The sequence below is a fragment of the Vibrio sp. 397 genome (assembly GCF_033339395.1).
In the GTDB taxonomy this organism is placed as follows: domain Bacteria; phylum Pseudomonadota; class Gammaproteobacteria; order Enterobacterales; family Vibrionaceae; genus Vibrio; species Vibrio alginolyticus.
In genome coordinates, this window is sequence record NZ_JAWOUN010000002.1 from 241,147 (window position 1) to 267,656 (window position 26,510).

Annotated in this window: 24 protein-coding genes; 12 read left to right on the forward strand and 12 right to left on the reverse strand. The window is 46.6% G+C overall.

Annotated features, from left to right (window positions below):
• Nucleotides 1-51 precede the first annotated feature (51 nt).
• The 5 genes from R7P36_RS04110 to R7P36_RS04130 all read left to right on the forward strand — a co-directional run bounded on the left by R7P36_RS04110 (nt 52) and on the right by R7P36_RS04130 (nt 5,964).
• The gene (locus R7P36_RS04110) at nt 52-1,659 is read left to right on the forward strand and encodes a carboxyl transferase domain-containing protein (protein ID WP_053304724.1); all 1,608 of its coding nucleotides are present in this window, start codon (nt 52-54) and stop codon (nt 1,657-1,659) included.
• 104 nt (nt 1,660-1,763) lie between these two features.
• Nucleotides 1,764-2,546 (forward strand): enoyl-CoA hydratase-related protein, encoded by a 783-nt coding sequence (locus tag R7P36_RS04115; protein ID WP_213899175.1) that lies wholly within the window; start codon nt 1,764-1,766, stop codon nt 2,544-2,546.
• Nucleotides 2,539-4,587, forward strand: a complete 2,049-nt coding sequence (locus tag R7P36_RS04120) for an acetyl/propionyl/methylcrotonyl-CoA carboxylase subunit alpha (protein ID WP_318099301.1) — start codon at nt 2,539-2,541, stop codon at nt 4,585-4,587. Before R7P36_RS04115 ends, R7P36_RS04120 begins: the two co-directional genes overlap by 8 nt.
• Nucleotides 4,568-5,470 carry a hydroxymethylglutaryl-CoA lyase gene (locus tag R7P36_RS04125; protein ID WP_213899177.1) on the forward strand — a complete coding sequence of 301 codons (903 nt, stop codon included), beginning with the start codon at nt 4,568-4,570 and terminating at the stop codon, nt 5,468-5,470. The genes R7P36_RS04120 and R7P36_RS04125 overlap by 20 nt, the downstream gene beginning before the upstream one ends.
• 173 nt (nt 5,471-5,643) lie before the next feature.
• Entirely contained in the window at nt 5,644-5,964 is a 321-nt protein-coding gene (locus R7P36_RS04130; RefSeq protein WP_005373256.1) for a DUF1840 domain-containing protein, read from the forward strand.
• Between the two features lie 98 nt (nt 5,965-6,062).
• Here R7P36_RS04130 and R7P36_RS04135 read toward each other — a convergent pair whose 3' ends face one another.
• On the reverse strand, nt 6,063-6,929 hold the full coding sequence (locus tag R7P36_RS04135) for a mechanosensitive ion channel family protein (RefSeq protein ID WP_213899178.1): 867 nt from the start codon (nt 6,927-6,929) through the stop codon (nt 6,063-6,065).
• Nucleotides 6,930-7,262: 333 nt separating this feature from the next.
• On the opposite strand from R7P36_RS04135, the gene R7P36_RS04140 reads away from it, so the two are divergent.
• Nucleotides 7,263-7,811, forward strand: coding sequence for a sugar O-acetyltransferase (locus R7P36_RS04140; protein WP_025767897.1), 549 nt, complete (start codon nt 7,263-7,265; stop codon nt 7,809-7,811).
• A 9-nt stretch (nt 7,812-7,820) separates the two neighbouring features.
• On the opposite strand, the gene R7P36_RS04145 is transcribed toward R7P36_RS04140, so the two are convergent.
• Nucleotides 7,821-9,254, reverse strand: a complete 1,434-nt coding sequence (locus R7P36_RS04145) for a PLP-dependent aminotransferase family protein (protein WP_213899235.1) — start codon at nt 9,252-9,254, stop codon at nt 7,821-7,823.
• Nucleotides 9,255-9,390: 136 nt separating this feature from the next.
• On the opposite strand from R7P36_RS04145, the gene R7P36_RS04150 reads away from it, so the two are divergent.
• Genes R7P36_RS04150 through R7P36_RS04160 form a run of 3 tightly spaced genes read left to right on the forward strand, consistent with a single transcriptional unit; the run spans nt 9,391 to nt 11,940 of the window.
• Nucleotides 9,391-10,755: a cytochrome ubiquinol oxidase subunit I gene (locus R7P36_RS04150; RefSeq protein WP_005477080.1), complete on the forward strand. Its 1,365-nt coding sequence runs from the start codon at nt 9,391-9,393 to the stop codon at nt 10,753-10,755.
• 28 nt (nt 10,756-10,783) lie between these two features.
• Nucleotides 10,784-11,791, forward strand: a complete 1,008-nt coding sequence (gene cydB, locus R7P36_RS04155) for a cytochrome d ubiquinol oxidase subunit II (protein ID WP_213899179.1) — start codon at nt 10,784-10,786, stop codon at nt 11,789-11,791.
• 20 nt (nt 11,792-11,811) lie between these two features.
• A complete protein-coding gene (locus tag R7P36_RS04160; RefSeq protein ID WP_074190543.1) occupies nt 11,812-11,940 on the forward strand; it encodes a DUF2474 domain-containing protein in 129 nt (42 codons plus the stop codon).
• Nucleotides 11,941-12,009: 69 nt separating this feature from the next.
• On the opposite strand, the gene R7P36_RS04165 is transcribed toward R7P36_RS04160, so the two are convergent.
• Both R7P36_RS04165 and R7P36_RS04170 read right to left on the reverse strand, forming a co-directional pair.
• The gene (locus tag R7P36_RS04165; RefSeq protein ID WP_318122021.1) at nt 12,010-12,765 is read right to left on the reverse strand and encodes a PhzF family phenazine biosynthesis protein; all 756 of its coding nucleotides are present in this window, start codon (nt 12,763-12,765) and stop codon (nt 12,010-12,012) included.
• 177 nt (nt 12,766-12,942) lie between these two features.
• On the reverse strand, nt 12,943-13,824 hold the full coding sequence (locus R7P36_RS04170) for a LysR family transcriptional regulator (protein ID WP_047101317.1): 882 nt from the start codon (nt 13,822-13,824) through the stop codon (nt 12,943-12,945).
• 97 nt (nt 13,825-13,921) lie between these two features.
• Here R7P36_RS04170 and budA point away from each other — a divergent pair, with 97 nt between their 5' ends.
• Genes budA through R7P36_RS04185 form a run of 3 tightly spaced genes read left to right on the forward strand, consistent with a single transcriptional unit; the run spans nt 13,922 to nt 17,195 of the window.
• Nucleotides 13,922-14,707, forward strand: coding sequence for an acetolactate decarboxylase (budA, locus tag R7P36_RS04175; protein WP_017633685.1), 786 nt, complete (start codon nt 13,922-13,924; stop codon nt 14,705-14,707).
• Nucleotides 14,708-14,736: 29 nt separating this feature from the next.
• The gene (gene alsS / locus R7P36_RS04180; RefSeq protein WP_213869872.1) at nt 14,737-16,440 is read left to right on the forward strand and encodes an acetolactate synthase AlsS; all 1,704 of its coding nucleotides are present in this window, start codon (nt 14,737-14,739) and stop codon (nt 16,438-16,440) included.
• On the forward strand, nt 16,437-17,195 hold the full coding sequence (locus R7P36_RS04185; protein WP_005373277.1) for an SDR family NAD(P)-dependent oxidoreductase: 759 nt from the start codon (nt 16,437-16,439) through the stop codon (nt 17,193-17,195). Before alsS ends, R7P36_RS04185 begins: the two co-directional genes overlap by 4 nt.
• 288 nt (nt 17,196-17,483) lie before the next feature.
• Here R7P36_RS04185 and R7P36_RS04190 read toward each other — a convergent pair whose 3' ends face one another.
• The 8 genes from R7P36_RS04190 to R7P36_RS04225 form a co-directional block, all read right to left on the reverse strand.
• Entirely contained in the window at nt 17,484-18,080 is a 597-nt protein-coding gene (locus R7P36_RS04190; protein WP_213886130.1) for a methyltransferase domain-containing protein, read from the reverse strand.
• Between the two features lie 136 nt (nt 18,081-18,216).
• Nucleotides 18,217-19,419 carry a phenylacetate--CoA ligase family protein gene (locus R7P36_RS04195; protein WP_017633694.1) on the reverse strand — a complete coding sequence of 401 codons (1,203 nt, stop codon included), beginning with the start codon at nt 19,417-19,419 and terminating at the stop codon, nt 18,217-18,219.
• Nucleotides 19,420-19,428: 9 nt separating this feature from the next.
• Nucleotides 19,429-20,250 (reverse strand): ABC transporter ATP-binding protein, encoded by an 822-nt coding sequence (locus R7P36_RS04200; RefSeq protein ID WP_005373283.1) that lies wholly within the window; start codon nt 20,248-20,250, stop codon nt 19,429-19,431.
• A gap of 80 nt (nt 20,251-20,330) precedes the next feature.
• A complete protein-coding gene (locus R7P36_RS04205) occupies nt 20,331-21,575 on the reverse strand; it encodes an ABC transporter substrate-binding protein (protein ID WP_005373285.1) in 1,245 nt (414 codons plus the stop codon).
• 45 nt (nt 21,576-21,620) lie between these two features.
• A complete protein-coding gene (locus R7P36_RS04210; RefSeq protein WP_213886131.1) occupies nt 21,621-22,688 on the reverse strand; it encodes a branched-chain amino acid ABC transporter permease in 1,068 nt (355 codons plus the stop codon).
• Nucleotides 22,689-22,699: 11 nt separating this feature from the next.
• Nucleotides 22,700-23,593 carry a branched-chain amino acid ABC transporter permease gene (locus R7P36_RS04215; RefSeq protein ID WP_005373295.1) on the reverse strand — a complete coding sequence of 298 codons (894 nt, stop codon included), beginning with the start codon at nt 23,591-23,593 and terminating at the stop codon, nt 22,700-22,702.
• Nucleotides 23,593-25,545, reverse strand: a complete 1,953-nt coding sequence (locus R7P36_RS04220; RefSeq protein WP_005382741.1) for a long-chain fatty acid--CoA ligase — start codon at nt 25,543-25,545, stop codon at nt 23,593-23,595. The genes R7P36_RS04215 and R7P36_RS04220 overlap by 1 nt, the downstream gene beginning before the upstream one ends.
• On the reverse strand, nt 25,545-26,345 hold the full coding sequence (locus tag R7P36_RS04225; RefSeq protein ID WP_318122022.1) for an ABC transporter ATP-binding protein: 801 nt from the start codon (nt 26,343-26,345) through the stop codon (nt 25,545-25,547). The genes R7P36_RS04220 and R7P36_RS04225 overlap by 1 nt, the downstream gene beginning before the upstream one ends.
• Between the last annotated feature and the right edge of the window lie 165 nt (nt 26,346-26,510).

The window sequence follows — 26,510 nt, forward strand, 5'->3', positions numbered from 1 at the left end:
TAGATAAAGGCGGGTGGTGTCACCCGTCTACCGAATGGAGATCGGCTATTTATGGCTTGTTTGACGACCAATATTAATACCCATTCAGAGCAGTATCAGGAAAACTACCGCTCTATGGCGTCGCTCGTGGATCAACTCTATACCGTGACTGCGCAAATCGAAGATGGTGGCGGCGAGAAAGCACGTGAGCATCAGCAGAAGAAAGGCAAACTTCCGGTACGTGAGCGCATTCTTGCCCTCCTCGATCCCGGTTCATCCTTCTTAGAAATTGGCCAGTTCGCGGGTTGGGATGTGTATCCAGATTACGTTCCATGTGCTGGAGTGGTTGCCGGTGTGGGTGTAATTGACGGCACTGAGTGCATGATCGTCGCGAACGACGTGACGGTAAAAGGCGGCAGTTACTACCCACTCACCGTGAAAAAGCACTTAAGAGCACAAGAAATTGCAGAAAAATGCCAACTGCCGTGTGTTTACTTAGTCGATTCTGGCGGCGCTAACCTACCCCGCCAAGATGAGGTCTTCCCAGACAAAGACCACTTCGGTCGTATTTTCTATAACCAAGCCCGAATGTCAGCCAAGGGTATCCCGCAAATCGCTGTGGTCATGGGGCTATGTACCGCTGGCGGCGCTTATGTTCCTGCGATGTGTGATGTTTCCATCATAGTCAAAGAACAAGGCACGATTTTCTTGGCAGGTCCACCTCTTGTAAAAGCAGCGACAGGTGAAGAAGTCAGCGCGGAAGATCTTGGTGGCGCAGACGTTCATTGTCGCACCTCTGGTGTGGCGGACTATTACGCAGAAAATGATCACCACGCGTTAGAGTTGGCAAGACAAGCCGTTTCTCAAATTAACCACTTGAAACCCGTCCAACTCAAGCAAAAAACGCCACTGGAGCCGCGTTTTCCTGCCCAAGAGCTGTACGGCATCGTCGGAACCGATCTCAAAAAGCCGTTTGATGTTAAAGAGGTCATTGCCCGAATTGTTGATGATTCCCAGTTCGATGAATTTAAAGCCTTGTTCGGCGAAACCTTGGTCTGTGGCTTTGCCCATATTCACGGTATGCCGATTGGCATTGTCGCTAACAACGGCATTCTATTTTCGGAATCAGCACAAAAAGGCGCGCATTTTATTGAGCTGTGCGCACAACGCAAAATTCCTCTGCTCTTCTTGCAGAACATCACGGGCTTTATGGTCGGTCAGAAGTACGAAGCCGAAGGCATCGCCAAACATGGTGCGAAAATGGTAACTGCTGTTGCGTGTGCAGACGTGCCGAAGTTTACCGTGGTTATTGGTGGATCGTATGGCGCAGGAAACTACGGCATGTGTGGCCGCGCTTATGATCCAACCATGATGTGGATGTGGCCAAACGCGCGCATCTCCGTCATGGGTGGAGAGCAAGCGGCTGGCGTGATGGCGCAAGTGACCCGCGATATCAAAACTCGCAAAGGTGAAAGCTGGAGCGTAGAGGAAGAAGAAGCGTTCAAACGTCCAATTGCGGAGCAATATCAGACTCAAAGCCATGCATACTACGCCAGTGCACGCCTGTGGGACGACGGCATTATTGACCCTGCGAAAACCCGTGATGTTGTCGGCATTGCTCTGTCTGCTGCGCTTAATGCGCCAATACCAGACAGTAAATTTGGCATCTTCCGCATGTAGCCGGATGCAAGGCAAACCTTAACTCCTCGCGAATACCGATGTTTAAAAAGTAATGGTTAGCGAGCATTGAAATACAGACTGAAATGTCAGACAAAGGAAGTCACATGACCGGACTACTGCTTGAAAAAGACAGCAATGGCGTTGCTTGGTTGAGCCTCAATCGACCAGAGAAACACAACGCGTTTAATGATGAATTAATTGCTTCACTTATCGACACCTTGGAAAAACTTGAGAGAGACAACTCTCTACGTGCATTGGTACTAACGGCGCAAGGTAAACACTTTTCTGCGGGTGCGGATCTTGGTTGGATGCAGTCAATGGCCACCAAAACCGAGGGGGAAAATCTGCAAGATGCACAGCAGTTAGCGTTGCTCTTGCACAAACTGGATACCTTTAGCAAACCAACCATTGCTATGGTGCATGGCGCTGCATTTGGCGGCGCACTTGGGCTTATCTGCTGCTGCGATATCGCTATCGGTACACCTGAAAGCCGCTTCTGTTTGAGTGAAGTGAAACTCGGTTTGTTACCCGCGACAATCGGACCCTACGTCATTCGAGCGATTGGACAACGACAAAGCCGACGCTACTTTTTAACCGCGGAACTGATTGATGCCGAAACCGCACTATCGATGAGTATTCTTCATCAGATAGACTCTCAACCACGTGAAGCCGTCAATCGCACCATTGATCACCTGCTCAACAACGGTCCACAAGCCATGCAGGCTGCAAAAGCACTTTGTTTACGCTGTGATAACCAACCTATCGATCATTCATTAATTGAATACACCAGCCAAGCTATTGCAACCGCTCGCGTGTCCAGTGAAGGACAAGAAGGACTAGCTGCATTTTTTGAAAAGCGCGCCGCCAATTGGAGGAATCATGTTTAAAAGAATACTGATCGCAAACCGCGGTGAAATTGCCTGCCGAATCATTAAAACCGCAAAAAGCATGGCTATCGAGACGGTAGCCGTCTATTCCGAAGCGGATCGCAGCAGCTTACATGTTAAACAAGCGGATTTCGCTGAATTCATTGGCCCCGCTCCTGCGAGTGAATCGTATCTCGATATCGATGCGATTATCGGCGCTGCGAAAAAATGGCAAGCCGATGCTATCCACCCTGGGTATGGTTTTCTTTCCGAGAACCCGAAACTGGCGAAAGTGTGCAGCGAAAATGGCATTGTTTTTATTGGCCCTTCCACCAGCGCAATTGAAGCAATGGGTTCGAAGTCGCAAGCCAAAGCCATCATGTCAGAGGCGAACGTACCATTGGTTCCGGGCTATCACGGCACAGACAACAGCGTAGAGCATTTATTAGCAGAAGCGGAAAAAATCGGTTACCCGGTGATGCTAAAAGCGACTCAAGGTGGTGGCGGTAAAGGCATGCGAGTGGTCAATAGCGCAGCCGAACTACCGTTAGCCATTGACGGTGCGCAGCGTGAAGCACTTTCAAGCTTTGGCGATAAGCAGCTTCTTGTCGAAAAATGCATATTGCAACCGCGCCACGTTGAAATTCAGGTCTTTGCTGACCAACATGGCAACTGTGTCTATCTTTCTGATCGTGACTGTTCCATTCAGCGTCGTCACCAAAAAGTAGTCGAAGAAGCACCAGCTCCCGGTCTTAGTGATGAACTGCGTAAACAAATGGGTGAAGCTGCGGTTCAGGCCGCTCAAGCGATCGACTATGTTGGCGCGGGCACGGTAGAGTTTTTACTCGATAGCCGAGGTCAATTCTACTTCATGGAGATGAATACCCGTCTGCAAGTTGAACACCCTGTCACTGAATTGATCACCGGCGTTGATTTGGTGGAGTGGCAATTCAAAGTCGCAGCTGGCGAGCATTTACCTATTTCGCAATCTGAAATCACCCACAACGGTCATTCAATTGAGCTGCGAATTTACGCAGAAGATACAGACAATGACTTTATGCCGTCGACTGGCCACATTGACTACTTAAAAGAACCCGTATCAGATAGTAATGTGCGCCTAGCGCACGTACGAGTTGATAGCGGTGTTACCCAAGGCGATAGCATCAGCGAATATTACGATCCAATGATCAGCAAGCTGATCGTCTGGGGGCAAACTCGTGATATCGCTCTAAAGCAGCTTAAGCAGGCGTTAACTCAATATCACGTACGTGGCGTAACGACAAACATTGGTTATCTGCACAGCATTATTTCGCAGCCAGCCTTTGCCGAGATTGAGCTTGATACAGGTTTCCTCGTCACACATCAACAAGGCATAAATGAGCAGCAAGACGTCTCGGATTCAATCTGGCTTACATTGGCGGCGGTTGCTCGCTGGAATGATCTGATTTCAAAATCAGACAGCTCAACGTTACCCGCGCCAACCAAACGAGGTTTTAGACTGTCGGTTGACAACGTTTACCGATTTAACTTCACGGATGCCAATGCCAACCATCAGGTACGTTTGCAACAATCATCGCAAGATACAGGATCTCACTTCACTGTCCGATGCGGCGAGGATCTGCATCAGGTCATCCTGCTTGAAAGTGACAACCAGTTTATCGTCGATATTGATAATGTGCGTTACACCTTTAATGCACTTAGCGATGAACAAAGAACAACACTATTTTATCTTGGTCAGCAGCGCACGTTCGCTCATCAACCTGACTTTCACTCTGCAAAAGATGTAGATGATGAACTAAGTCCAACCGCACCACTCAACGGCATAATTTCAGCAGTTATGGTGGCTAAAGGTGACGAAGTGGCGGCGGGCGATCCGCTTTTGGTACTCGAAGCAATGAAAATGGAATACACCATCACGGCTCCGGTAGCAGCAAAAGTCGACGAATTGTTTTATCAGCACGGGGACCAAGTACAGCACGGTTCCATCCTGCTGAATTTGTCTTTGATATCGGATAACGTCAGTGAAGATAAGGAGCGCGAATATGCTACCAGCGAAGGTTAATATCGTCGAAGTCGGCGCTCGTGATGGTCTGCAAAATGAAACGGCAGTGACGCTGGTTGATAAAATCCGTTTGATTAACCAACTAAGCAGCAGTGGCTTAAAGCATATTGAGGCTGGATCTTTCGTCTCTCCAAGGTGGGTGCCTCAAATGGCCGATTCCGATCAGGTGTTTGCTAGTATCTCAAAAAAGCCTGAAGTGGTTTATAGCGCGCTCACACCAAATCTCGCAGGGTTAGAACGTGCGCTGGAAAGCGGTGTAAAGCGAATTGCGGTGTTTGGCTCCGCTTCAGAAACGTTCAGCCAGAAGAACATCAACTGCAGCATTACCGAAAGTCTCGCTCGATTTGAACCCGTTATCGAATTGGCGAACCAGCACAACATTCCTGTACGCGGGTACTTGTCTTGTACCATGGTGTGTCCATATGAGGGAGTAATCAAGCCAGAGCAAACTACCAAGGTCGCCAATACGTTGTTTGATATGGGATGTTATGAGATTTCGCTCGGTGATACTGTCGGTAAAGCAACGCCTAATCGCGTTATCGCCATGCTGGATTCGTTGTTAACGCTACTGCCAAAAGACGCGCTCGCAGTACATTTTCATGACACTTATGGACAAGCATTAGCCAATATCTACCAAGCCTTGTTAATGGGCATCAACACCATTGATAGCGCAGTAGCGGGGCTCGGCGGCTGCCCTTACGCGAAAGGAGCCAGTGGCAATGTTGCAACGGAAGATGTACTTTATCTGTGTGAGCAACTTGGGATTGAAACAGGCGTTGACCTTGGCGTCATCAATGAAGCGGGTTGGCAAATTTGCCGTGCGTTAGGAAAGTCTCCTGCTTCTAGGGTCGCATTAGCTCTGGGCGATCCGTATAGCTTGTAAATCATCAACAACCAATCAGGTAATGTATTTCAACGGGCATGCAGACGTACGTGCCCGTTTTTTGTTGTTACTCATAAAAACCTTAACGCTCAACGGTCTTCATCACATTAATTAGTATCTGATTTCAGCTACAATTTAGTTTCAAACCGAACATATAAAACAGGATCAGGTAAATGCTCATAACATTTCGTTGTCGAAGCCACTCAAACGTCACAATGTTTGGTGATATTGCATTAGATATGCTCAAAATGATGGGTCACAGCGGCACGGTGCCGGGATCAATTTCCGCTCAAGATGTTCCTGACGCGCTATCAAGATTAACTTCTGCTCTATCTGCGAAAAATGCAGCTGAAGAAAACCTCCCTACTGATGTAGACGAAGAGGAAGAACAAGCAGAGCCCGCGGTAAGCCTAGGACGCAGAGCGTTTCCACTGATTGAGTTGCTAAAATCAGCAATCAAAGAAGAATGCGAAGTCATGTGGGACAACCAATAACGCCTTCAAACTTGTTTCTAGCGAGGTGAATCCGTGTTGTGACCGCCTCGCTATGGTTACTCGACACCAAGATAAGAACACCAATACCGCTTATCGCCCTATCCGTTTCTCTCCCTAGACAACTTGATTTGCCCATCAATGTGCACATCTCGTTGTGGAAACGCGATTTCAATGCCGTGCTTTTCGAAAGCTTCGTAGATTTCAAAAAGCATGGCACTTGCGACCGAGCGAATACCGCCCTCAACCGTTGAGTTAATCCAAAAATAAGATTCGAAGATCAAAGCATTGTCACCAAAGTCTTGAAAAAACACATCTGGCGCTGGCGAACTCAGAACTTGCGCTTGCTGCGAAGTCACTTCCGCCATTAAGGCAGCAACCTGTTTGACATCGCTCCCATACGCGACACCGACGACGACAGAGCCACGAACTAATCTGTCGCATAACGTCCAGTTGATCACCACGTTCTCAATCAACTGACTGTTGGGTATGAGCATATGAACACCATCGGTTCGCCTGATTCTCGTTGAGCGTGTATTTATTTGCTCGACAGTGCCTTTGGCGCCCTCAACCTCTAAAAAGTCCCCAATTCGGATTGGCTTTTCACCAATCAAAATCCAGCCACTTATGAAGTTGTTAATGATGTTTTGCGCACCAAAACCGAAGCCGATAGCGATGGCACCAGACAGAAAGGCGAACGCGGTGATTGGCACATTGATCATCGAAAGTGTGGTCATAAAAATAATGGCTAGAGCGATGACAAATAATATCCGTTTAACCAAATGAATAACGTTTGGATCTTTCCCCGATGAGGACATTCTTGACGTAACGGTTTTGATTAAAATTTTGGACAACCATAAAGCGACAATCACCCATGTCGGCACCATCAATATCGCCCACAACGTGATAGGTTGTTCGTTAAAGGTAAACAGTGTTGTTTCTAAAAATGAAATGACCCGTTCGAACATAAAGTGCTCACTCTTGATTCATCGTTGCCAGCAAGCCAGAGCGCATAAGTCATAAATTTTTGGATCAATCGATAGCGCAGCGGCTCAATTAAGTTCTTCTTATTAACTATATTGTAATCTACGTAAAACGCTTCGAGTGGTTTCCCACTTTGGCTTCAACCGATTAAGCCATTTAGGGAATACGTCTTTGTGAACTAAACGAGCCAATCAACCAACTGGATACGCAAGGCAAATCAGTGATAACTTTCTGATTTTTAAGCATCAAATTTTCACTTCGAATCACTCTCACCTATTATGCACCTTATTGCAAATAACATTGATGGAATGATTGTTATGTCAGAACTGACTCGGATGCGCTCTGGAGAAACCTATAATTGTCTGGATGAAGAACTAAAGCTAATGCGCGCCAAAACTGCGCAGCTTGTCTTCCAATTTAACCACGAGCCAAACCCAGATATCCGTAGACAACTATTGGCGGAAATGGGCGTCCAATTAAAAAACAGCGCCTGTATAGAGCCACCGCTACAACTTACCTACGGTTGTCACTTGTCCATCGGAGAAAACACCTACATCAACTGGGATGCCATTATTCTGGACAATGGGCAGGTTGAGGTTGGCGCGAACGTCATGATTGGGCCTAGAGTGCAAATTTACACAGCCGCTCATTCACTCGATACACAAAGACGCTTAGCCGGAGATGAGATCGCCAAACCGGTAACAATTGGCAATAACGTTTGGATTGGTGGGGGCGCAATCATACTGCCGGGCGTGACCATTGGCGATGAGGCCGTCGTCGGCGCTGGCTCTGTCGTAACCAAAGACGTTGCGCCGGGCGATCGAGTTGTTGGAAATCCGGCGCGCTCCATTAAACCAAAAAACTGAAGAAAGTCGCTATTTCGCCAAATGCTCGCGAATAATATTAGCGAGCAGATTGAGAGCATGAACATATTTGTCATTGAGCTCAAAAGAAGCGTTAAGACGAATACAGTGATCGTATTGTTCTGTCAGGCTGAACATCTTTCCCGGTGCGATGCTGATATTACCTTTTAGCGCTTCTCGATATATCTGCAAGGCATCAATATGCTTGGGAAGCTCTAACCAAATAAAGTACCCACCGCTTTGGCTTAACACTTTGACTGCTTCAGGTAACAGCTCACTAAGCAGAACCGTCATCTTACTTTTACGTTCAAACAGCTTTTTCCGTAACTGCTTCAAATGAGATTCATAATTGCGGCTTGTTAAATAGTGTACCAATGTCATTTGCACTGGTGCACTCGTCGCTAATGTACTCATTAACTGTAACTTTTGTACCTCTAGCGCCCGCTTTCCCGCCGCAACCCAACCAATACGTAGCCCTGCGATTAACGATTTTGAAAACGAGGAGCACAACATGGTATTGCCCGTGTCATCAAACATTCTTAGTGGGTAAACCGAGTCATTCCCTGGATGCAGTTCGCTGTACACGTCATCTTCAATCACTGGCACGTTATATCGCTGTGTCAGCTCAATCAGCTTTTGTTTTTTCTCGTTGGTGAGCGTAAAACCCAGAGGATTTTGGAAGTTCGACATCAGCCAACATGCTTTCACATCGTGTGTTTGCAGCGCTCGTTCCAATGAATCTAGGTCAATGCCCGTGACTGGGTCTGTTCTTACTGAGAGCGCTTTCAAACCTAACCGCTCTAAGGATTGCAATGCACCATAGAATGCAGGCGACTCCACAACCACCCAATCTCCCGGTCTTGTGCAGGCTTGCAAACTGAGCGTTAACGCCTCCAGCGCGCCTGCCGTAATGACAATTTCATCGGGTGAAATTTCAATGCCTTTCGCAGCATAACGCTTCGCAATGATGGTACGTAATTGTTCGTTTCCCGGCGGTAAGTTATCAAAGGCGGTAGAAATCGGCATATTGCGAGCGGCTGCGCTCATCGCCCGATTCACGTGATATCGTGGGTACAAACTTGGATCTGGATAGGCAAAGCCAAAATTGATCATGGATGGATTTTTACTCGCCTGCAGAACATCAAAGATAAACTCATTGATGTCTACCTGCTCTGTCCACGAAACCGCGGCTGGCGCTTGGGGTTCATTTGAACTCTTAATATTGGGAGCGACTCGATAACCAGAGCGCGGCTGTGACGTCACCCAGCCTTGAGATTCTAGAATTTGATAGGCATGCAACACCGTCATCAAACTTAAACCCGAGTGTTCAGATTGGCGACGCAGAGAAGGCAGCTTGTCACCCGGATGCCATATCCCCGATTTTATCTGCCTTTTAAGCTGTTCCACTAACTCTTGATACTTCGCCACACGCGAATCCCCCTCCATAAAGCTGAATTCAAAATAATAACACTTCAATATTTAATCTGTTATAGATTTATAGTCACTGTCTGTACCTACTTCCCTCATTCCGCTCCTTTTAAAATAGCTCTCTCATAAAACTTAAAAGATCAAAGGAAGTTTAATGTTTGGCCTCGACGCATTTATGCTTGCACGGATACAGTTCGCCTTTACGGTATCCTTTCATATTATTTTCCCCGCTATCACCATAGGTTTGGCCACCTATCTCGCCGTGCTGGAAGGCTTATGGCTAAAAACACGTAATCCCGATTACCAAAAGCTCTATCACTTCTGGTCGAAAATTTTTGCGGTTAACTTTGGGATGGGCGTTGTATCTGGCCTTGTCATGGCCTATCAATTCGGCACCAACTGGAGTGGTTTCTCCGACTTCGCTGGTTCTATCACTGGCCCATTACTGACTTATGAAGTGTTAACGGCTTTCTTTCTCGAAGCTGGATTTCTTGGCGTGATGCTGTTTGGTTGGCGTCGCGTCGGCGAAAAGCTGCACTTTTTTGCAACCTCGATGGTGGCGTTAGGCACGATCATTTCGACGTTCTGGATTCTCGCCTCCAACAGTTGGATGCAAACGCCACAAGGCTATGAAATTGTCGACGGACGTGTGGTGCCAACCGACTGGTTTGCTATCGTTTTCAATCCTTCATTTCCTTATCGTTTGGCGCACATGAGCGTCGCGGCTTTTGTCAGTTCAGCACTCTTTGTAGGCGCGTCAGCCGCTTGGCATTTATTGAGAGGCAATCAATCGACTGCGGTAAAAACCATGTTTTCGATGTCGCTCGGGATCTTAGTGTTCCTTGCGCCACTCCAAGCCGTGATTGGCGATGTGCATGGGCTAAACACTCTGGAACACCAGCCCGCCAAAATCGCTGCCATCGAAGGACATTGGGATAACAGTGATGGCAAACCAACCCCATTGATTTTGTTCGGCATGCCAAACATGGAACAAGAACGCACAGACTATGCCTTAGAAATTCCTGTTCTAGGAAGTTTGATCCTACGCCACAGTTTAACTGAGCCAATCCCGGCGCTGAAAGACTTCCCGAAAGAGGAACGACCGAACTCACCTATCGTCTTTTGGTCATTTCGAATCATGGTCGGGCTAGGACTTCTGATGATTTTTCAAAGCTTCTACAGCATGTGGTTACGAAAAAAGAACACGCTTTATACCTCGCGTTGGTTCCTCAAATTTTCATTATTTATGGGGCCATCTGGCCTTATCGCAATACTCGCTGGCTGGTTTACGACAGAGGTTGGTCGACAACCTTGGGTCGTGTATGGCGTACAAAAAACGCGTGATGCGGTTTCTGCACACGGAGACCTACAAATGAGCATCAGCCTGCTGTGTTTCCTTGTTGTGTACAGCTTGGTGTTTGGTTTTGGGTATTACTACATGATCCACCAAATCAAGAAAGGTCCCGATGCAATCGAGCACGATGAGCACGACATGACGACCGTTTCAGGCCGCATCTAGAATTTGTCACAAAGTTAAGGTAGAGAATATGCATTTTGATTTATCCGTGATTTGGTTCGCGATCATCGTTTTTGCCACTTTGATGTACATCATCATGGATGGCTTCGATTTGGGTATTGGAGTACTGATGCCCTTCATCAAGGATGAAAAGCAAAAAGACGTCATGGTCAACAGTGTCGCGCCTGTTTGGGACGGTAACGAAACTTGGATTGTACTTGGAGGCGCATCTCTATTTGGCGCTTTTCCCATGGCTTACGCGGTAATTATTGAAGCGCTAACCATCCCTTTGACGTTGATGTTGATTGCTTTGATCTTTCGTGGCGTAGCGTTTGAGTTTCGCTTTAAAGCATTGGAAAACCACTTAAAGTTCTGGGACCGCTCTTTTATGGTCGGCTCGATTTTAACCACGTTTTTCCAAGGCATCGTTGTTGGCGCGGTAATTCAGGGCTTTACGGTGGAAAACCGCGTTTTCGTGGGTAGCCAACTAGACTGGCTCACCCCTTTTCCCATCTTTTGCGGTTTGGGTTTAGTCGCAACGTACGCGCTGCTCGGTAGCACATGGCTCATCATGAAAACGGAAGGTGCACTGCAAAACACGATGTATCGCTTCACTAACAAAACACTACTGGCGATGATCTCCGCATTAATCATTGTGAGCGCTTGGACCCCACTTGCTTACCCTGCCATTGCGGAAAGATGGTTTTCTCTGCCTAATTTGTTCTACTTACTGCCGGTACCTGTCATTACTGGGCTGGTCTGTTTGAAGATTGCCGACTCCGTAAAAAAGCGAAAAGAGCGCAGCCCTTTCGTGATGGCATTGGTGATCGTGATTCTCGGGTTCGCTGGGCTTGGCATCAGTATCTGGCCAAATATCATTCCTCCTAGCATATCAATATGGGAAGCAGCGGCTCCTGCAAGCAGTCAGCGCTTTATGCTCGTTGGAGCAGTGATCATCATCCCGATCATTCTGGCTTACACCTTTTGGAGTTACTACGTCTTCTCCGGAAAAGTAAAAGAAGGCGAAGCGTACCATTAACGAGTTGATAAGGAGTGAGTATGAAAATCAAAAATTGGTGCCGCCAATGGGCTTGGATGATTGGAATATGGGTCGTTAGCGTCGCTGCATTAGGGTTAGTGTCTATGTTATTTCGCGTCATGATGACCGCTGCAGGGTTAAAATCTTAGCTCGGCACTTTTAAGTCAATAAAAAATGGATGCCTCTAGATCTTGTGTAAGAGCTAGAGGCGTTTACATTCAAGTCCGACTTTTCACGTGTGCAGACAATACGATCGTAGATTCTAAACCGCGAGCCACTTCAAAATAACCACCAGCACGAGATAGCTGACGAGCCGTCAATTTTTCTTTGCCTAGCTTTTCAAACCAATAAGGCGCCAATGAGCACTGAGCCGAACCTGTGGCAAGATCTTCTGAAATACCGATTTTAGGTGCAAAGTAACGCAGCACATAGCTACTATCAGAACTTTGAGCCGTCACGATGACCGCATGAAACTCATCAATTTTAATCAGCTCATCAAAGTTAGGTTGATAGCGAACAACATCATCCTCTGATTCAAGAACAACAACCAAATCACGCGTTGTAAAAGCATCTACTGGGCGATTGGAAAAGCCTGAAATACCCAAGGGGATGGCATGAGGCTTGGCTTGCCAACTTGGCATCACGATCCTGTACATTCCATCAAGTTCAGTAACGGTAATATGGCCATACTGACTTTTTAGAATGACCTCATTCTGATGATAGTTGGAAATGATTGCAGTGCCTGCGCCCAAACTTCCGTGTCCGCATAGGTTTATCTCTCCTTCTAGGCTAAACCAGCGAATGTGGTAGTCACTGCCAGACTGAACCATAAATGATGTAACAGGTTGAGCGACCTGGTGAGTGATTTGAAGTAACTCAGAATCACTCAGCCAGTGATTTAGTTCGACAACGCCACATGGGTTACCTTGAGCTAACTCATCACAAAATACATCATATATTTGTGCTTTAATCATCCGTCATCCTTACTGTTTAACCATGCATTAAATCAAGTTCCTCGTCATTATCATCTCGATGAAACGAGAGTTCAGCTATCAATTCAACTTGTTGTAGGTAATATATACGACAAAAGAATCGCAATCTTCAGTAAGTTTTGTTCGTTGGGTAGAATCGACTGGCTATATGACTCATCTTTAAGCCTCAACATGACCGATGTGCATGGCTACTTTTAACGCTTGTTTATTGAGATTAGATGCCTCCCAAGCAACAACAACACGACTAGTGAGAGGGATATCATCAATCTCGGCGACTGTCGCGGAATCATCGAGATGTTCAGCCAGTGAGCGCGGTACGAGAGCGATACCTAACCCGGCCTGCGCCATGGCAATCGTCGTACGAAGTTGCGGTGCTGCGAACTGTGGTTCGAGCCTTACTCCTGCGTCGGCAAAAAGTGTGCTCATGCCATCAAACAATGCGGGTCCAGTCTCTCGTGGAAACAGTAAAATTTTATGGCCTCTCAACTGTTTCATCTGGATACAGGGATATTTTGCCAGTTCGTGGCCCGCCGGAATCACTGCGACAAACGGGTCGTTAAACAACACCTTATGCTCAAAAGGCTCACTGGCGTAACAGGGTAGCCGCATGATTGCGAGATCAAGTTGTTTGCTTTTTAACTGAGTGGCAAGCTCTGGCATTGATAGTTCCGCCGTCTGTAAATGAACCCCATTCTCTTGAATACGCCCAATCCTCTCCAATACCTTAATGCAGGTTGATGTTGACGTCGCGAACCCAATTTTAACCTGCGTATTTTCACCACGGGCAATCTGTCGGGCTTTTGCTTTAGCGCGTTCCACATCAGCAAGAATATTTACCGCATCCGTATAAAAGACTTGCCCTGCATGGGTCAGTTCTACTCCTCTAGACAAGCGCTTAAATAAGTCCACGCCAAGCTCGTGCTCTAGCTTTTTGATTTGTTGACTCAAAGGAGGTTGCGCAATCCCTAACTGTTCAGCTGCTCGGGTAAAGTGACGAGTCTCGGCGACCGCGACAAAATACTTCAGGTAGCGAAATTCCATATATTTTCCATATCAAAATAAATCTTTTTTATATTGGATTTAGCGCCGTGTAGAAGTCAATCTAAATATACTCTTCATTGCATAACTGGTCTTACTCATGCGTGGATTTTATAACCCTCTATGTGCTTGTTCGCTTGAAGTAGCGAAAGAATTTTCTGAATACCATCACGTTACCGGAGATGGTGAGATTTATCAGACTTCGTTAATGAGTGCTTTGATCGCTGGTGTTTACGAAGGCTCAACAACCATAGAAGAACTGCTGAAACATGGGGATTTTGGTTTAGGTACGTTCAATGAATTGGATGGTGAGTTGATTGCGTTTGATAAGGAAGTTTTTCAACTCAAGTCGGATGGCTCCGCAAACCCGGCAGACCTGGCGCAAAAAACGCCCTTTGCTGTCATGACTTTTTTTAAGCCTGATATCGAGCTGCCACTGACATCGCGCATGTCACGTCATGAAGTCCATAGCATCATAGACGAGATGGTTCCAAGCGATAACCTATTTTGCGCAGTGCGCATTGATGGCGTTTTCGATTCAGTTCGTACTCGCACCGTACCTAAACAAACACGCCCTTATCGGCCAATGCTTGAAGTGGTCAAAGAACAACCAACGTTCCGCTTCACGCATAAGCAAGGCGTGGTCGCCGGCTTTCGCAGTCCTAAATATACGACTGGCATCAATGTGCCCGGCTATCACGAACACTTTATTACCGATGACCGCCAAGGAGGTGGTCATATTCAGGATTACAGCATTTCGTCAGGGTTCCTCCAGATTGGCAAAGTCTCGCGGCTAGTGATTGATACCCCGGTATCGACAGACTTCCTCAACGCCAATTTGGCTCCGGAAGATATAAATACCGCCATAGAAAAGGCGGAAAAGTAACAAAGTCAGGCAAATAATAAGGACAACAAATGCAATCCAAACCTTCAAATAAAAATGGATCTCAGTTGATCGCTCAACAGCTAGAGTCTCTCGGCATTAAGTACATTTTCGGTATTCCCGGTGCAAAAATCGATCGACTGTTCGATGCGATTGAAGACACTAACATCCAAATGATTCCGGTACGCCACGAAGCTAACGGCGCATTTATGGCGGGCGTTATGGGAAGACTAACCGGCAAAGCAGGCGTCACCATGGTTACGTCAGGCCCTGGCTGTGGAAATCTAGTTACGGGAGTGGCAACAGCAAACTCCGAAGGCGATCCGCTGATTGCTATCGGTGGTGCGGTGAAACGAACTGACCAGCAAAAACAAACACACCAGAGCATGGATACCGTCAGTATTTTTCGCTCTATAACTAAGTTCAGTGCTGAAGTGCAGCATGTGGACGCCGCAAGCGAGATCATGGCGAACGCATTTCGTATCGCAGAGTCAGGTCGTCCTGGGGCTTGCTTTTTGAGTCTCCCCCAAGATGTTTTATCCGAGCAAACCCAAACGGACATTATTGTCCCCTCGCCTTACACACAGCCTGGTTGCGCAGACATCGCAGCAATCGAAGAAGCGGTCAGTCGAATCAGTAAAGCAAAGCGCTGTGTGGTTTTACTTGGCCTTCACGCGAGCCGCAGTAAAAACGCTGCTGCTATCGCCCGATTTCTTCAAAATACGCAGCTACCCGTTGTCGGCACTTACCAAGCCGCCGGCACGGTAGACATCAATTACTATCATCACTTTGCTGGGCGTGTCGGTTTGTTTAATAACCAACCTGGCGATGTTTTACTGCGGGACGCCGATTTAATTCTCACCATCGGCTTTAGCCCAATAGAGTATGACCCTGAGCTTTGGAACAGCCACCGCAATCCAGTGATTCACCTCGATATTGAACCGGCAGAATACCAACTTAATTATCAGCCTTGTGTTGAAATCGTCGGAAACATTGCGCAGTCATTAGACAAGATGGGCAGCTATATCTCTGAATATGCCCGCCTTTCCCCAACGGCACTTTCAGTACTGGAAGAGGTAGCACTGCAACGGCAAGTGATCAAAACCTATCCCAATGTCTATCACAAGCAAGGATTTCATCCACTGGCACTGATTAAAGCCATGCAATCTATCATCACACCAGATACCACGCTATGTCTTGATATGGGGAGCTTCCACATCTGGATCGCTCGTTACTTAAGTTGTTTTCGAGCTCGCCAAATGCTGGTGTCTAACGGCCAACAAACAATGGGCGTTGCACTACCATGGGCCATTGGTGCCAGCCTACTAAAACCTGGTAGCAAAGTGGTATCGATATCGGGAGACGGCGGTTTTATGCAATCGAGCATGGAGTTAGAAACCGCGGTTAGACTGAACTGCAATATCGTCCATATTGTGTGGGTTGATAACGCCTACAACATGGTAGAAATGCAAGAGATCAACAAATATCAGCGCTGCTCTGGTGTGAAATTTGGACCAATTGATTTCAAGGCGTACGCCGAATCATTTGGCGCGAAAGGCTTCGCAGTGACTAGTCAACACGAATTGCTACCGACATTGAATAAAGCCATGGACGTTGAAGGACCAGCAGTGGTGGCTATCCCCGTAGATTACAGCGACAACGACAAACTGATGTTGCCGCGCACAGAGAAAAATCAAGATCCCGTTTTTGTAAGTTTCGAAGGAGAAATCGCATGAGAGGATTAAAAAATAAAGTCGCACTCGTCACTGGTTCTGCCAATGGTATTGGTTTGGCCATCGCAAAACGTTTGTATGAAGAAGGCGCAAACGTCGCTCTTGCCGATTGGAATGAAGAGCAATTGGCAAACGCCGTTGAGGGCTTTGATAAACAGCGCGTGTCTGCGCATTCCATTGATGTTTCTGATCCAGACAAAGTCGCAGCACTGATTTCTGATGTTGTTACCCGTTTCGGTAAACTGGATATTTTAGTAAACAATGCTGGCGTACATGTCCCTGGTTCAGTGATTGAAGGTAGTGTGGAAGACTGGAAGAAGATCTCTGGTGTAAACATTGATGGTGTTGTTTATTGCGCGAAGTTTGCTTTGCCTGAACTCTTAAAAACGAAAGGTTGTATGGTAAATACCGCGTCCGTTTCCGGTTTGGGTGGTGACTGGGGTGCCGCATTCTATTGCGCGAGTAAAGGCGCAGTGGTGAACCTTACCCGAGCGATGGCATTGGACCATGGTGCGGATGGGGTAAGAATTAACGCCGTATGCCCAAGTTTAGTAAAAACCAACATGACAAACGGCTGGCCGCAGGACATCCGCGATAAATTCAATGAGCGCATTGCGCTTGGCCGAGCAGCCGAACCTGAAGAAATTGCGTCTGTCGTGACTTTCTTGGCAAGTGATGACGCATCTTTCATTAATGGCGTAAACCTACCTGTAGACGGCGGCGCCACCGCATCAGATGGTCAACCTAAAATAGTATAAGCATGAAATAGACAGATCAGTAAGAGACGTTCTACTACCTTTCGGATCGATGCTGATCTGTCGCTTTACGCTCTGAGCACATAACCCGTGCCAGCAATAAACTCAACCACTCAACCGCTGTTAGAGATATCTCAACAACTTAAACCAGCAACGAGAAATTAATGTTTCACACAAACCGACAAACTATGTGAGCATTCCATCAGACATAGAGTGAAGACTTATGTATCAGCGATTCACAAAGAACCAGACAGTTTTCGCGAATACTTTCTAAAGAAGTCTCAGTGACGACTAACGTTTCTGCCACACCATCCATTGCTCTCTGCCTTTAAAAACCTCAACACTGTTTGCCACCACTGAGGACTTCACAAGTTCAAACGTGGGCTCTAGAAAAGATGCCAACTCCCCACTTCGCAAACAAAATGGAGGGAAGCGTGATAGGTAATTATCATCAATGACGAAAAAACCAATTAGAAAACCTCCGCTTGGCAATAATTTATCCACCATCGAAAAGTATTCTGACCACATATCTCTCGGTAGTGCTGCGAGAAAGGCCCGCTCGTAAATGACATCAAACGATTGAGAAAAATCGGCATTAAATACATCACCCAATACGACTTTATATTTGTAGTTACCTAACGCTGATTGCGCCATTTTTACCGCTTCTTGGCTGTAATCCATCGCAATCACGTCATGCCCATATTGAATAAAAGTGCTCAGTTCATAAGCGGCACCACACCCAGGAATAAACACTGACTGGCCTACATGAAGTGAATTGTCGAGATAATCCTTGAGTTCTTGAGGTGTCGATTGTGCATCCCAAGGCATAGTGCCTCGGATAAACAAATCATCCCAGAATTGTGTGTTAATCATTGGTGCCTGTTTCATTTACCCGCTCCCTGATTGCGGTAGTAAAAAATAAAGGGATACGCAGCGCAATGTGGTATCCCTTTTCTAGCCTTTTGTCTGACGTTGTTAGTTTTTTATGACAACCACTTTCTACTGCACTTATGCCACCAATGAGTTAACTGCGAAGATCATTGATTAACGGCTGCTCCGCTTGGTTCGGTACAAACTGGACATTGCCTTTCAGTTTAGTGACAGACTGGAGTGTTGCTTGAATGTCCTCTGCTGATACATGCACATCATGACAACAGAAAGTAATGGCATCGTTGAAGCCATCGCGCTCAATTTTCAATGAGCCTTTAATATCGTGGCGACGACAGACTTCTTGGATCTGATGCGGATAAACAAATAGCCCTTTTACTTTCACCGCGGAGTCTGCTCGTCCCATCCAGCCCTTAATTCGTGCATTCGTGCGTGAAGAATCAGAACTTGTCTCTAGGTATGCCGATAAATCTCCCGTTGCGTAGCGAATCAGCGGGAACTTCTCATCGAGCGACGTTACAACGACTTCACCGACTTCTCCCGGTTGTACAGGAACACCATCAGGATCAACGATTTCAACAATAATATCTTCGGCAATCACTAATCCTTGTTCACCAGACACTTGATAAGCAATCAAACCAAGTTCTGCGCTTGCGTAGGCTTGAAAGACTGCAATGCCTTTTTCCTCAAACATCTGTTGCATGTCTGCTGTAACCGCTTCACCAGAGACCAGAGCTTTCTCAAAGCTAGGCAGCTCATCGTATTTCTCTTGGTACTTTTGTAGCAACGTCAGCAAATAGGAAGGTGTACCAGTGTAACCATTAGGTTGAAGCTGTTTAATTGCCTCTATTTGCGCTTCGGTATTGCCTACTCCAGCCGGAAATACAGCGCAACCACAAGCCCTTGCGCCACCATCCATAATAAATCCGCCAGGAGAGAAATGGTAAGAGAGCGTGTTATGCACTAAATCACCCGCACAGAACCCAGCAGCGTGAAACGCGCGCCCCATACGCCAGAAATCGGCCTCATCCGTTTGAGCCTCATATAAAGGCCCAGGAGACTGAAAAACACGCGCCATTTGACCAATGGCAACGCTATTTAAGCCACCAAACGGCGGTTTAAGTTGCTGCTGATTAGGTACATTGAACTTACGTGTAATCGGGAACTGAGCAAGCCCTTCACGATTGTTTGCCAATGTAGGATCTAACTCAGAAAAATGCGCTGCGTAATGTTCGCTATTGGCTTTCGAATTCTCAATCAGCGCTGGCAAACGTTGAAACAGCGACTCTTCTCGCGCCTGTAGAGACAACGATTCTTTCGCATCAAATAGTTCGTTCATCCTTGCTCCTTACAACCAACGCTTACGACGTTTGTAAGATTTCAGATTCTTAAAGCTCTTGCGATCTTCATCGCCGCCGCCAAGGTAGAATTCTTTTACGTCTTCATTGTTTAGCAATTCGTGCTTGCTGCCATCTAGTACGATTTTGCCTGATTCCATGATGTAACCGTAATCGGCCGCTTGAAGAGCGAAGTTGGCATTCTGTTCAACCAAAAGCATGGTAATACCTTGCTCTTTGTTGATCTTGTTAATAATGCTGAATACTTCTTTAACTAGCAGTGGAGAAAGCCCCATAGACGGTTCGTCCAACAAAATCATCTTCGGTCGAGCCATTAACGCTCGGCCAATCGCTAACATTTGTTGCTCACCGCCAGACAAATAGCCCGCCAGGCCAGTGCGCTCTTTGAGTCGCGGGAAATAGTCAAACACCATTTCGATGTCTTGTTCAACTTCGTTGTCAGTGCGTGTATAAGCGCCTAAGCGAAGATTTTCTATTACCGTCATATCTTCAACAATTCGGCGCCCTTCCATAACTTGGAAGATGCCCGAACGGACGATCTCTTCCGGGCTTTTGTTGTCTATACGCTCGCCCATGAAGTTGATTTCGCCGCGCGTCACTTCACCATCTTCGGTTTTCAATAAACCAGAAATGGCTTTCAACGTTGTGGATTTACCCGCACCGTTGGCGCCCAGTAAGGTCACAATCTGCCCTTTTGGAACTTCTAAACTCACACCGCGAAGTACTAGTATTACTTCGTCGTAGACGACTTCAATGTTGTTCACTGAAAGCAGTATTTCTGCCGGTTCGATATTCGTTGCTAATTCAGCCATCAAGCTACTCCTTGCTAGGGTGAGAGTGTTCTCTCACCCATCCTTATTTTCAGTAAGCTTTGTTATTAATAAGTCGTAGATTAGTAACCTAGCCAATCGTCACGACGTGACAATGTCACCTGAGATACTTTCTTAATATCAACTGCGCCGCCATCGTTGTTGCCCATAAAGACGTTCACGGTTGTTGTGCCTCGGTGATCTTCCGGTTTCCAGTTCGCAGGGACACAAACACCTTCTAAGCCTTGTGGTACCCAGTTGTCATGGACATACATGCCCTTCTTGATGTTTTCACCTGTGATGCCACCGTTGTCTTTCGCCCACTCCATTGCTTCTTTCATATAGAACGCAGAACAAATACCGCGAATGTAATGGTGAGTTCTGAATTCGCCCGGCTCTGATTCAGACTGCTTAGAAATCTCACGGACCAGTTTCATGCCTTCATTATCATCTCCCCAAAACGCTGTCATACCTGGGAAAACGTAATCTTTAAGGCCATCGCCTGCTGCTTCAAGCACTGGCTTATCGCCGCCCCAAATGTTTGCCATGTACTGGAACTCTGTCCCAACCGTGTTACAAGACTTCACTAGTGAGATAACCGAGCTACCGATATTAGCAATGTAACCGTAGTTGGTGCCTGACTCTTTCAGCGACAAACATTGCGCTTTGAAGTCCCCTGGTTTTAGTGACACAACGACTGGGTTTTGCACATCAAAACCAAGCTCTTTGGCGTACTCTGCACACGCTTCTTTTGGCGCATTCGGGAATGGATGGTTATCGCCAATGTGCGTAAATTTCGGCGCACCTTGATTGCCCTTAGATTCCCAATCTTCTTTCGCCCACTTAACTAGCGCACGGCACGCATCTGAGTACGACGCACCATAAAAGAAATTATAAGGCGCTGGTTTCGCGGTTTTTGGGTTTTTGCCAGTTGGGTCAGTTAAGTGACCAGAGTAAGAAGCAGAGAACACCGGCACTTTGTCTTTGGTAACAAACGAAATAAGTGCTTCGGTATCCGCCGTACCCCAACCTTGCAGCGCAACCATGTCTTTACGCGCCACCCAACGTTTATAGTTGGAAATCGCCACTGGTACTTTGTACGCCATGTCTACTGTTTCAAATTCGAGCTCGGTACCGTTAATGCCACCGTTTTGGTTAATCCAACGCAATGCGTCTCGCACGCCAGAACCATAAGGCTTGCTCACATAGGCCGTTGGTCCAGAAAAATCGACTAATTGCCCGACAAACACAGAATCTTTTGCCCAAGTTGCGGTAGTAAACAGTGCAGATGACAGCACCAACGTTGTCGCTAAATGTCCTTTGTTCATAACTCGTTGTCCTTGTTATTGAGGTATATTCCACTTAATTCCACGTTAATATGAGAACGGATAGTGTTTCCAATATGCTCGAATCTGTTGCCAGCGATGCGATAATCCTTGAGGTTCGAAAATAAGGAACAGCATGATGACTAAACCAATCGCCATCTCTTTGAAGTAAGCCAGACCATCAGTGAAAGCGGTGGTATCACCAAACGCTGAAAGCCCCGTTACGCCAAACTCCAAAACTTCAGGCAGCAATACGATAAATATCGTCCCCATCAATGTGCCTTTGACTGAACCCAAGCCACCAATGATGATCATTGCCAAGAACTGGATAGACATCATGATGGTGAAGCCTTCTGCTGATACAAACCCTAGATAATGTCCGTAGAGTGCCCCCCCGATGCCTGCATAGAATGCACACACTCCAAATGAGAGCAGACGATACTTGGTTAGGTTGATGCCCATGATCTCTGCTGACAGATAGTGATCTCGTACTGAGACAAACGCGCGACCGTCACGAGAACGGATTAAGTTTGATGCCCACATATACATGAAGATCAGCGCAAACAGAGCGATGTAGAAGAAGCTTTCGTCAGTCGTAAACTCCAAGCCAAACAAATTAATTGGGTTCGCGCTTGCACCGTATGAGCCGCCACTGAACCAATCTGCGCGAGCAAAGAAGTCCTCTAGAATAAACTGCGCCGCCAACGTTGCGATAGCTAGGTATAAACCTTTAATTCGAGCCGCTGGCAGACCAAACAGCATCCCCACAATCATGGTTAAGTAACCCGCGAGCGGAATCGCAAACACGACTGGAATGTTAAACTGGTTATTTAGCCAAGCCGATGCAAAGGCGCCAAAGCCAAAGAACGCACCGTGACCTAGCGAAATTTGTCCGGTAAAACCAACCAGAATGTTTAAGCCCAATGCCGCGATACCGAGGTATGCAATCTGAATAAACAGGTTTAGGAAGTAAATATCCAAGACCAGCGGTGCTGCCAGCATGGCGATGACACCTGCAATCGCAAGGCTTCTGATGGTTTTGGTTTCAAAAATTGGCGTATCGCTTTTGTATGTGGTTCGAAAATCCCCACATGGGCGCATGCTAAGTTGAGCCATGTTATTTCTCCTTAAATACGCTCAATATCTTTGGTACCAAACAGGCCATATGGCTTGAAGGCAAGAATGATTAACAGCACATAGAATGGTGCGATGTTGTACAGGTTACCCACTTGCAGGTATTGGCTATCAAAAAACTCAGCCAAGTTTTCTAGCACCCCGATGGTAATACCACCGACAATTGCGCCGACCACCGAATCTAAGCCACCTAAAATAACGGCTGGGAAAACTTTGATACCAATAATGGATAGCGCGTCAGATACGCCGTTAACGATACCGATAACAATCCCTGCTGTTGCAGATACCATTGCCGAAATGGCCCAACTGATGGCGAACACTTTCTTGATGGAAATGCCAAGACTCTGGGCTACTTGCTGGTTGAATGCCGTTGCGCGCATTGCCAGACCCATTTTGCTGAATTTGAAGAACCAGTAGAACGCGCCCATGATGAGCATTGAGAAGATCAAGCTCAGAATGTAAGCAAACTCAACATTCAAACCTCCGATATTCACCACGTTGGTTTCGAACACTTGCGGGTACGACACAGCCGAGACACCGAATATCCACTTCATCAGCGCTTGGAAAAACATCGATAGACCAATGGTCACCATGATCACAGAGATAATCGGTTCACCAATCAACGGTCTGAGCACAATGGTTTGCACGGCGATACCAAAAATCATCATGAACGCGAGCGTGAGTAAAAAGCCAATAAAAAACGGTAACTGTAGGTGCACCAATGCCGCCCAACATACCCATGCGCCAATCAACAGGAACTCACCCTGAGCAAAGTTGACCACCTGGGTCGATTTGTAAATCAATACAAAGCACATGGCGACAACGCCATACAACATGCCAACGATCACGCCATTAATGACGAGTTGCAGTAATAAATCCGTATTCACTATGCGATCCTCCGTTGTTCGCTATCCACTAGTGTTGGCTCATGCTCAATAAGCGTTTCAATAACTAGCGACGTTTGAATGCGTGTTTTGGTGCCATCTTGATAAGTGATCACTGTATCGACATCGACTTTTGGATCGTCGCTGTAGATGGTTTCGATGATGTCTCCGTATTTCTCTGCAACCACACCACGGCGTACTTTACGTGTGCGAGTTAGCTCTCCATCGTCGGCATCCAGCTCTTTGTAAAGTAGAATGAATTTGCTGATCTTCTGTGCATCCGGTAGGGATTCGTTCACTTTTTGAACTTCTTCACGAATCGCTTGGTACACTTCTGGTTGAGCAGATAAGTTGGTGTAGTTGGTAAATGCCAAGCCGCGTTGCTCTGCCCACTTCGCGACGATCGCATAGCGAATACAGATGATGGCAGACAGCCAAGGTCGACCTTTACCTACCACCACGGCTTCTGCAATAAACGGCGAGAACTTGAGTTTGTTTTCGATAAACTGTGGCGAATAACGGTCGCCATGGCTGGTTTCCGACATATCTTTCAGACGATCAATCACCACCAAGTGACCGGAATCTTTAAAATAGCCCGCATCGCCTGTGTGCATCCAACCATCTTGAACATCTTCATCATATGCTGCTTGGTTGTTTAAGTAGCCAGTAAACATGCCTGTACTTTTCGCGATGATTTCACCAACGCCATTGCTGTCCGGGTTGATGACTTTCACTTCTGCATTATCAAACGCAACACCAACGGAATCGTAATCCACATCATCCGCTTGGTGCACGGTGTATGCGCCACACATTTCGGTCTGACCATAAAGCTGCTTAAGTGGCACACCAATAGCTTGTAGGTAACGGAAAGTGTCAGGCCCCATCGCCGCGCCGCCCGTTGCAGCAGATGTTAGGTTCGAAAAGCCTAAACGGTCTCGCAAAGCACGCAAAAGAATCCATTCGGCGAGTTTAGAACGTTTGCCCTGCTCTAACGCTTTGTTGGCTAAGCTCATGCCCAGTTTGTACATCTTTTGCTTAAACGGTGTCGAATCCATCATTCGTGCAGACACGTCTGCCACAATGTTTTCCCACACTCGCGGCGCTAACAGCACAAAGTTTGGACCGATTTCACGCAAGTCGGACATCATGGTTTCTTGTTCTTCCACAAAGTTAACGATTTGACGAGAAATCAACGCCTGACCAACCACGTAAACCTGCTCCATAATCCAAGGCAAAGGCAGAACAGAAACGTAGTTGTCGCCTGGGGAACGAGGGTCTGCACGCAAGTAAGCCGCACAGTGATCCAAGAACGTGCCACTGTGTAGCTGAGCCAATTTTGGTTTAGAAGTCGTACCCGACGTTGTACAAAGAATTGAAAGATCGCTGCCTTTGGTTTCAACAACCATATTGAGATATTTGTCTGGGTCCGCTTTATCAATCAGCTGACCTTTTTTGTAGACCTGTTCAACATCAATCAATCTTGGATCATCGTATTTACGCATTCCACGAGGATCGCAGTAAATAATGTATTCAACGCTAGGAATTTCATCACCAAGCTCAAGCAGCTTGTCGCATTGCTCTTCATCTTCGGCAATCACGACTTTTGCTTTGGCATAGTTGATAAGGTACGCCACCTCTTCGTGCATAGAATCTTGATAGATGCCCAGCGAGAAACCTTTGATCGCATGTGCCGCTAACTCGCCCCATACCCATTCCGGGCGGTTATCACCTAGCAAACCAACGACATCTTGCTCACCAATACCTAAATCTTGTAGTGCCAGTGCCATCCACTTGACGCGGTTTTCATAATCCTTCCAAGTGAACTCTCGCCATATACCAAACTCCTTTTCACGCATTGCGACTTGTTCGGGCCAGTTCTTGGCATTGTGTTGCAACACTTTTGGAAAGGTATCTAAGCGGGTTATATCTGCCCAATCATTATGTTGCTGTGCCATTATGCACTCTCCTCTAATGTCGGTAACTCTTCGCCTAAGTACGCTTGTTTCACATGTGGGTTGGCCATCACTTCTTCAGGCTCACCCGTAGCAATGTGTTTACCGAAATCCAAAACCAAAACGCGATTAGAGATGTCCATGACCACGCCCATATCGTGCTCAATCATGATGATCGTGATATCTAATTCTTCATTCAGATCCATGATGTAACGTGCCATGTCTTCCTTTTCTTCCAAGTTCATTCCTGCCATTGGTTCATCAAGCAGCAATAACTTAGGTTTTAAGGCAATGGCACGAGCAAGCTCTACACGCTTACGTAAGCCGTAAGATAGGGTGCCTGCAGTCGCTTTTCGGATGTGCTGGATTTCTAGAAAATCGATCACGTCTTCCACATATTTGCGGTGCGCCACCTCTTCTTTCTGCGCATTAGAGAACCAATAGAGTGGCCCCGTGACGAAGTTATTTTTCAGTAGGTGGTGTCGGCCAACCATGATGTTGTCCAGTACCGACATATGAGAAAAGAGCGCTAAGTTTTGGAAGGTTCTTCCCAGCCCTAACTCAGCTCGTTGGCTTGGTGTACGTTTAGTTACGTCATCTCCAGCGAAGATTACAGAGCCTTTGTTTGGTGTGTATCGACCAGAGATGCAATTGAGCATTGAGGTTTTACCTGCACCGTTTGGACCAATGATTGAAAAGATTTCCTTTTCATTCACATGGAAGCTCACATCAGTTAAAGCTTTCACCCCACCAAAAGCCAATGAAATATCGTTTACCTGCAACAGAGGCGATTCCGATACCATAGTTGATCTCCCTTTCGTTATTTTAAGTGGGTTCCATTGAGCACTATTTGATCAAACCTAACTTTGATACTGGTAACCGCTTTTACACCTATGCATCAACTTTGTATTCAGTTTACGTAAACGTCAATTTAAAATCAGAATAGTGCCTGAAAGATTAAGTTGCAA

Bases quoted from the DNA above. Each gene is read 5' to 3' on its own strand.
- R7P36_RS04200 (WP_005373283.1), bottom strand. From the start codon at position 20,250: ATGGCTGAATTAGCAACGAATATCGAACCGGCAGAAATACTGCTTTCA.
- R7P36_RS04225 (WP_318122022.1), bottom strand. From the start codon at position 26,345: ATGGTATCGGAATCGCCTCTGTTGCAGGTAAACGATATTTCATTGGCT.
- R7P36_RS04115 (WP_213899175.1), top strand. From the start codon at position 1,764: ATGACCGGACTACTGCTTGAAAAAGACAGCAATGGCGTTGCTTGGTTG.
- R7P36_RS04185 (WP_005373277.1), top strand. From the start codon at position 16,437: ATGAGAGGATTAAAAAATAAAGTCGCACTCGTCACTGGTTCTGCCAAT.
- R7P36_RS04165 (WP_318122021.1), bottom strand. From the start codon at position 12,765: ATGATTAAAGCACAAATATATGATGTATTTTGTGATGAGTTAGCTCAA.
- R7P36_RS04145 (WP_213899235.1), bottom strand. From the start codon at position 9,254: ATGGAGGGGGATTCGCGTGTGGCGAAGTATCAAGAGTTAGTGGAACAG.
- budA (WP_017633685.1), top strand. From the start codon at position 13,922: ATGCGTGGATTTTATAACCCTCTATGTGCTTGTTCGCTTGAAGTAGCG.
- R7P36_RS04220 (WP_005382741.1), bottom strand. From the start codon at position 25,545: ATGGCACAGCAACATAATGATTGGGCAGATATAACCCGCTTAGATACC.
- R7P36_RS04160 (WP_074190543.1), top strand. From the start codon at position 11,812: ATGAAAATCAAAAATTGGTGCCGCCAATGGGCTTGGATGATTGGAATA.
- alsS (WP_213869872.1), top strand. From the start codon at position 14,737: ATGCAATCCAAACCTTCAAATAAAAATGGATCTCAGTTGATCGCTCAA.
- R7P36_RS04130 (WP_005373256.1), top strand. From the start codon at position 5,644: ATGCTCATAACATTTCGTTGTCGAAGCCACTCAAACGTCACAATGTTT.
- R7P36_RS04110 (WP_053304724.1), top strand. From the start codon at position 52: ATGGCTTGTTTGACGACCAATATTAATACCCATTCAGAGCAGTATCAG.
- R7P36_RS04195 (WP_017633694.1), bottom strand. From the start codon at position 19,419: ATGAACGAACTATTTGATGCGAAAGAATCGTTGTCTCTACAGGCGCGA.
- R7P36_RS04210 (WP_213886131.1), bottom strand. From the start codon at position 22,688: ATGGCTCAACTTAGCATGCGCCCATGTGGGGATTTTCGAACCACATAC.
- R7P36_RS04150 (WP_005477080.1), top strand. From the start codon at position 9,391: ATGTTTGGCCTCGACGCATTTATGCTTGCACGGATACAGTTCGCCTTT.
- R7P36_RS04140 (WP_025767897.1), top strand. From the start codon at position 7,263: ATGTCAGAACTGACTCGGATGCGCTCTGGAGAAACCTATAATTGTCTG.
- R7P36_RS04190 (WP_213886130.1), bottom strand. From the start codon at position 18,080: ATGAAACAGGCACCAATGATTAACACACAATTCTGGGATGATTTGTTT.
- R7P36_RS04125 (WP_213899177.1), top strand. From the start codon at position 4,568: ATGCTACCAGCGAAGGTTAATATCGTCGAAGTCGGCGCTCGTGATGGT.
- R7P36_RS04205 (WP_005373285.1), bottom strand. From the start codon at position 21,575: ATGAACAAAGGACATTTAGCGACAACGTTGGTGCTGTCATCTGCACTG.
- cydB (WP_213899179.1), top strand. From the start codon at position 10,784: ATGCATTTTGATTTATCCGTGATTTGGTTCGCGATCATCGTTTTTGCC.
- R7P36_RS04135 (WP_213899178.1), bottom strand. From the start codon at position 6,929: ATGTTCGAACGGGTCATTTCATTTTTAGAAACAACACTGTTTACCTTT.
- R7P36_RS04170 (WP_047101317.1), bottom strand. From the start codon at position 13,824: ATGGAATTTCGCTACCTGAAGTATTTTGTCGCGGTCGCCGAGACTCGT.
- R7P36_RS04120 (WP_318099301.1), top strand. From the start codon at position 2,539: ATGTTTAAAAGAATACTGATCGCAAACCGCGGTGAAATTGCCTGCCGA.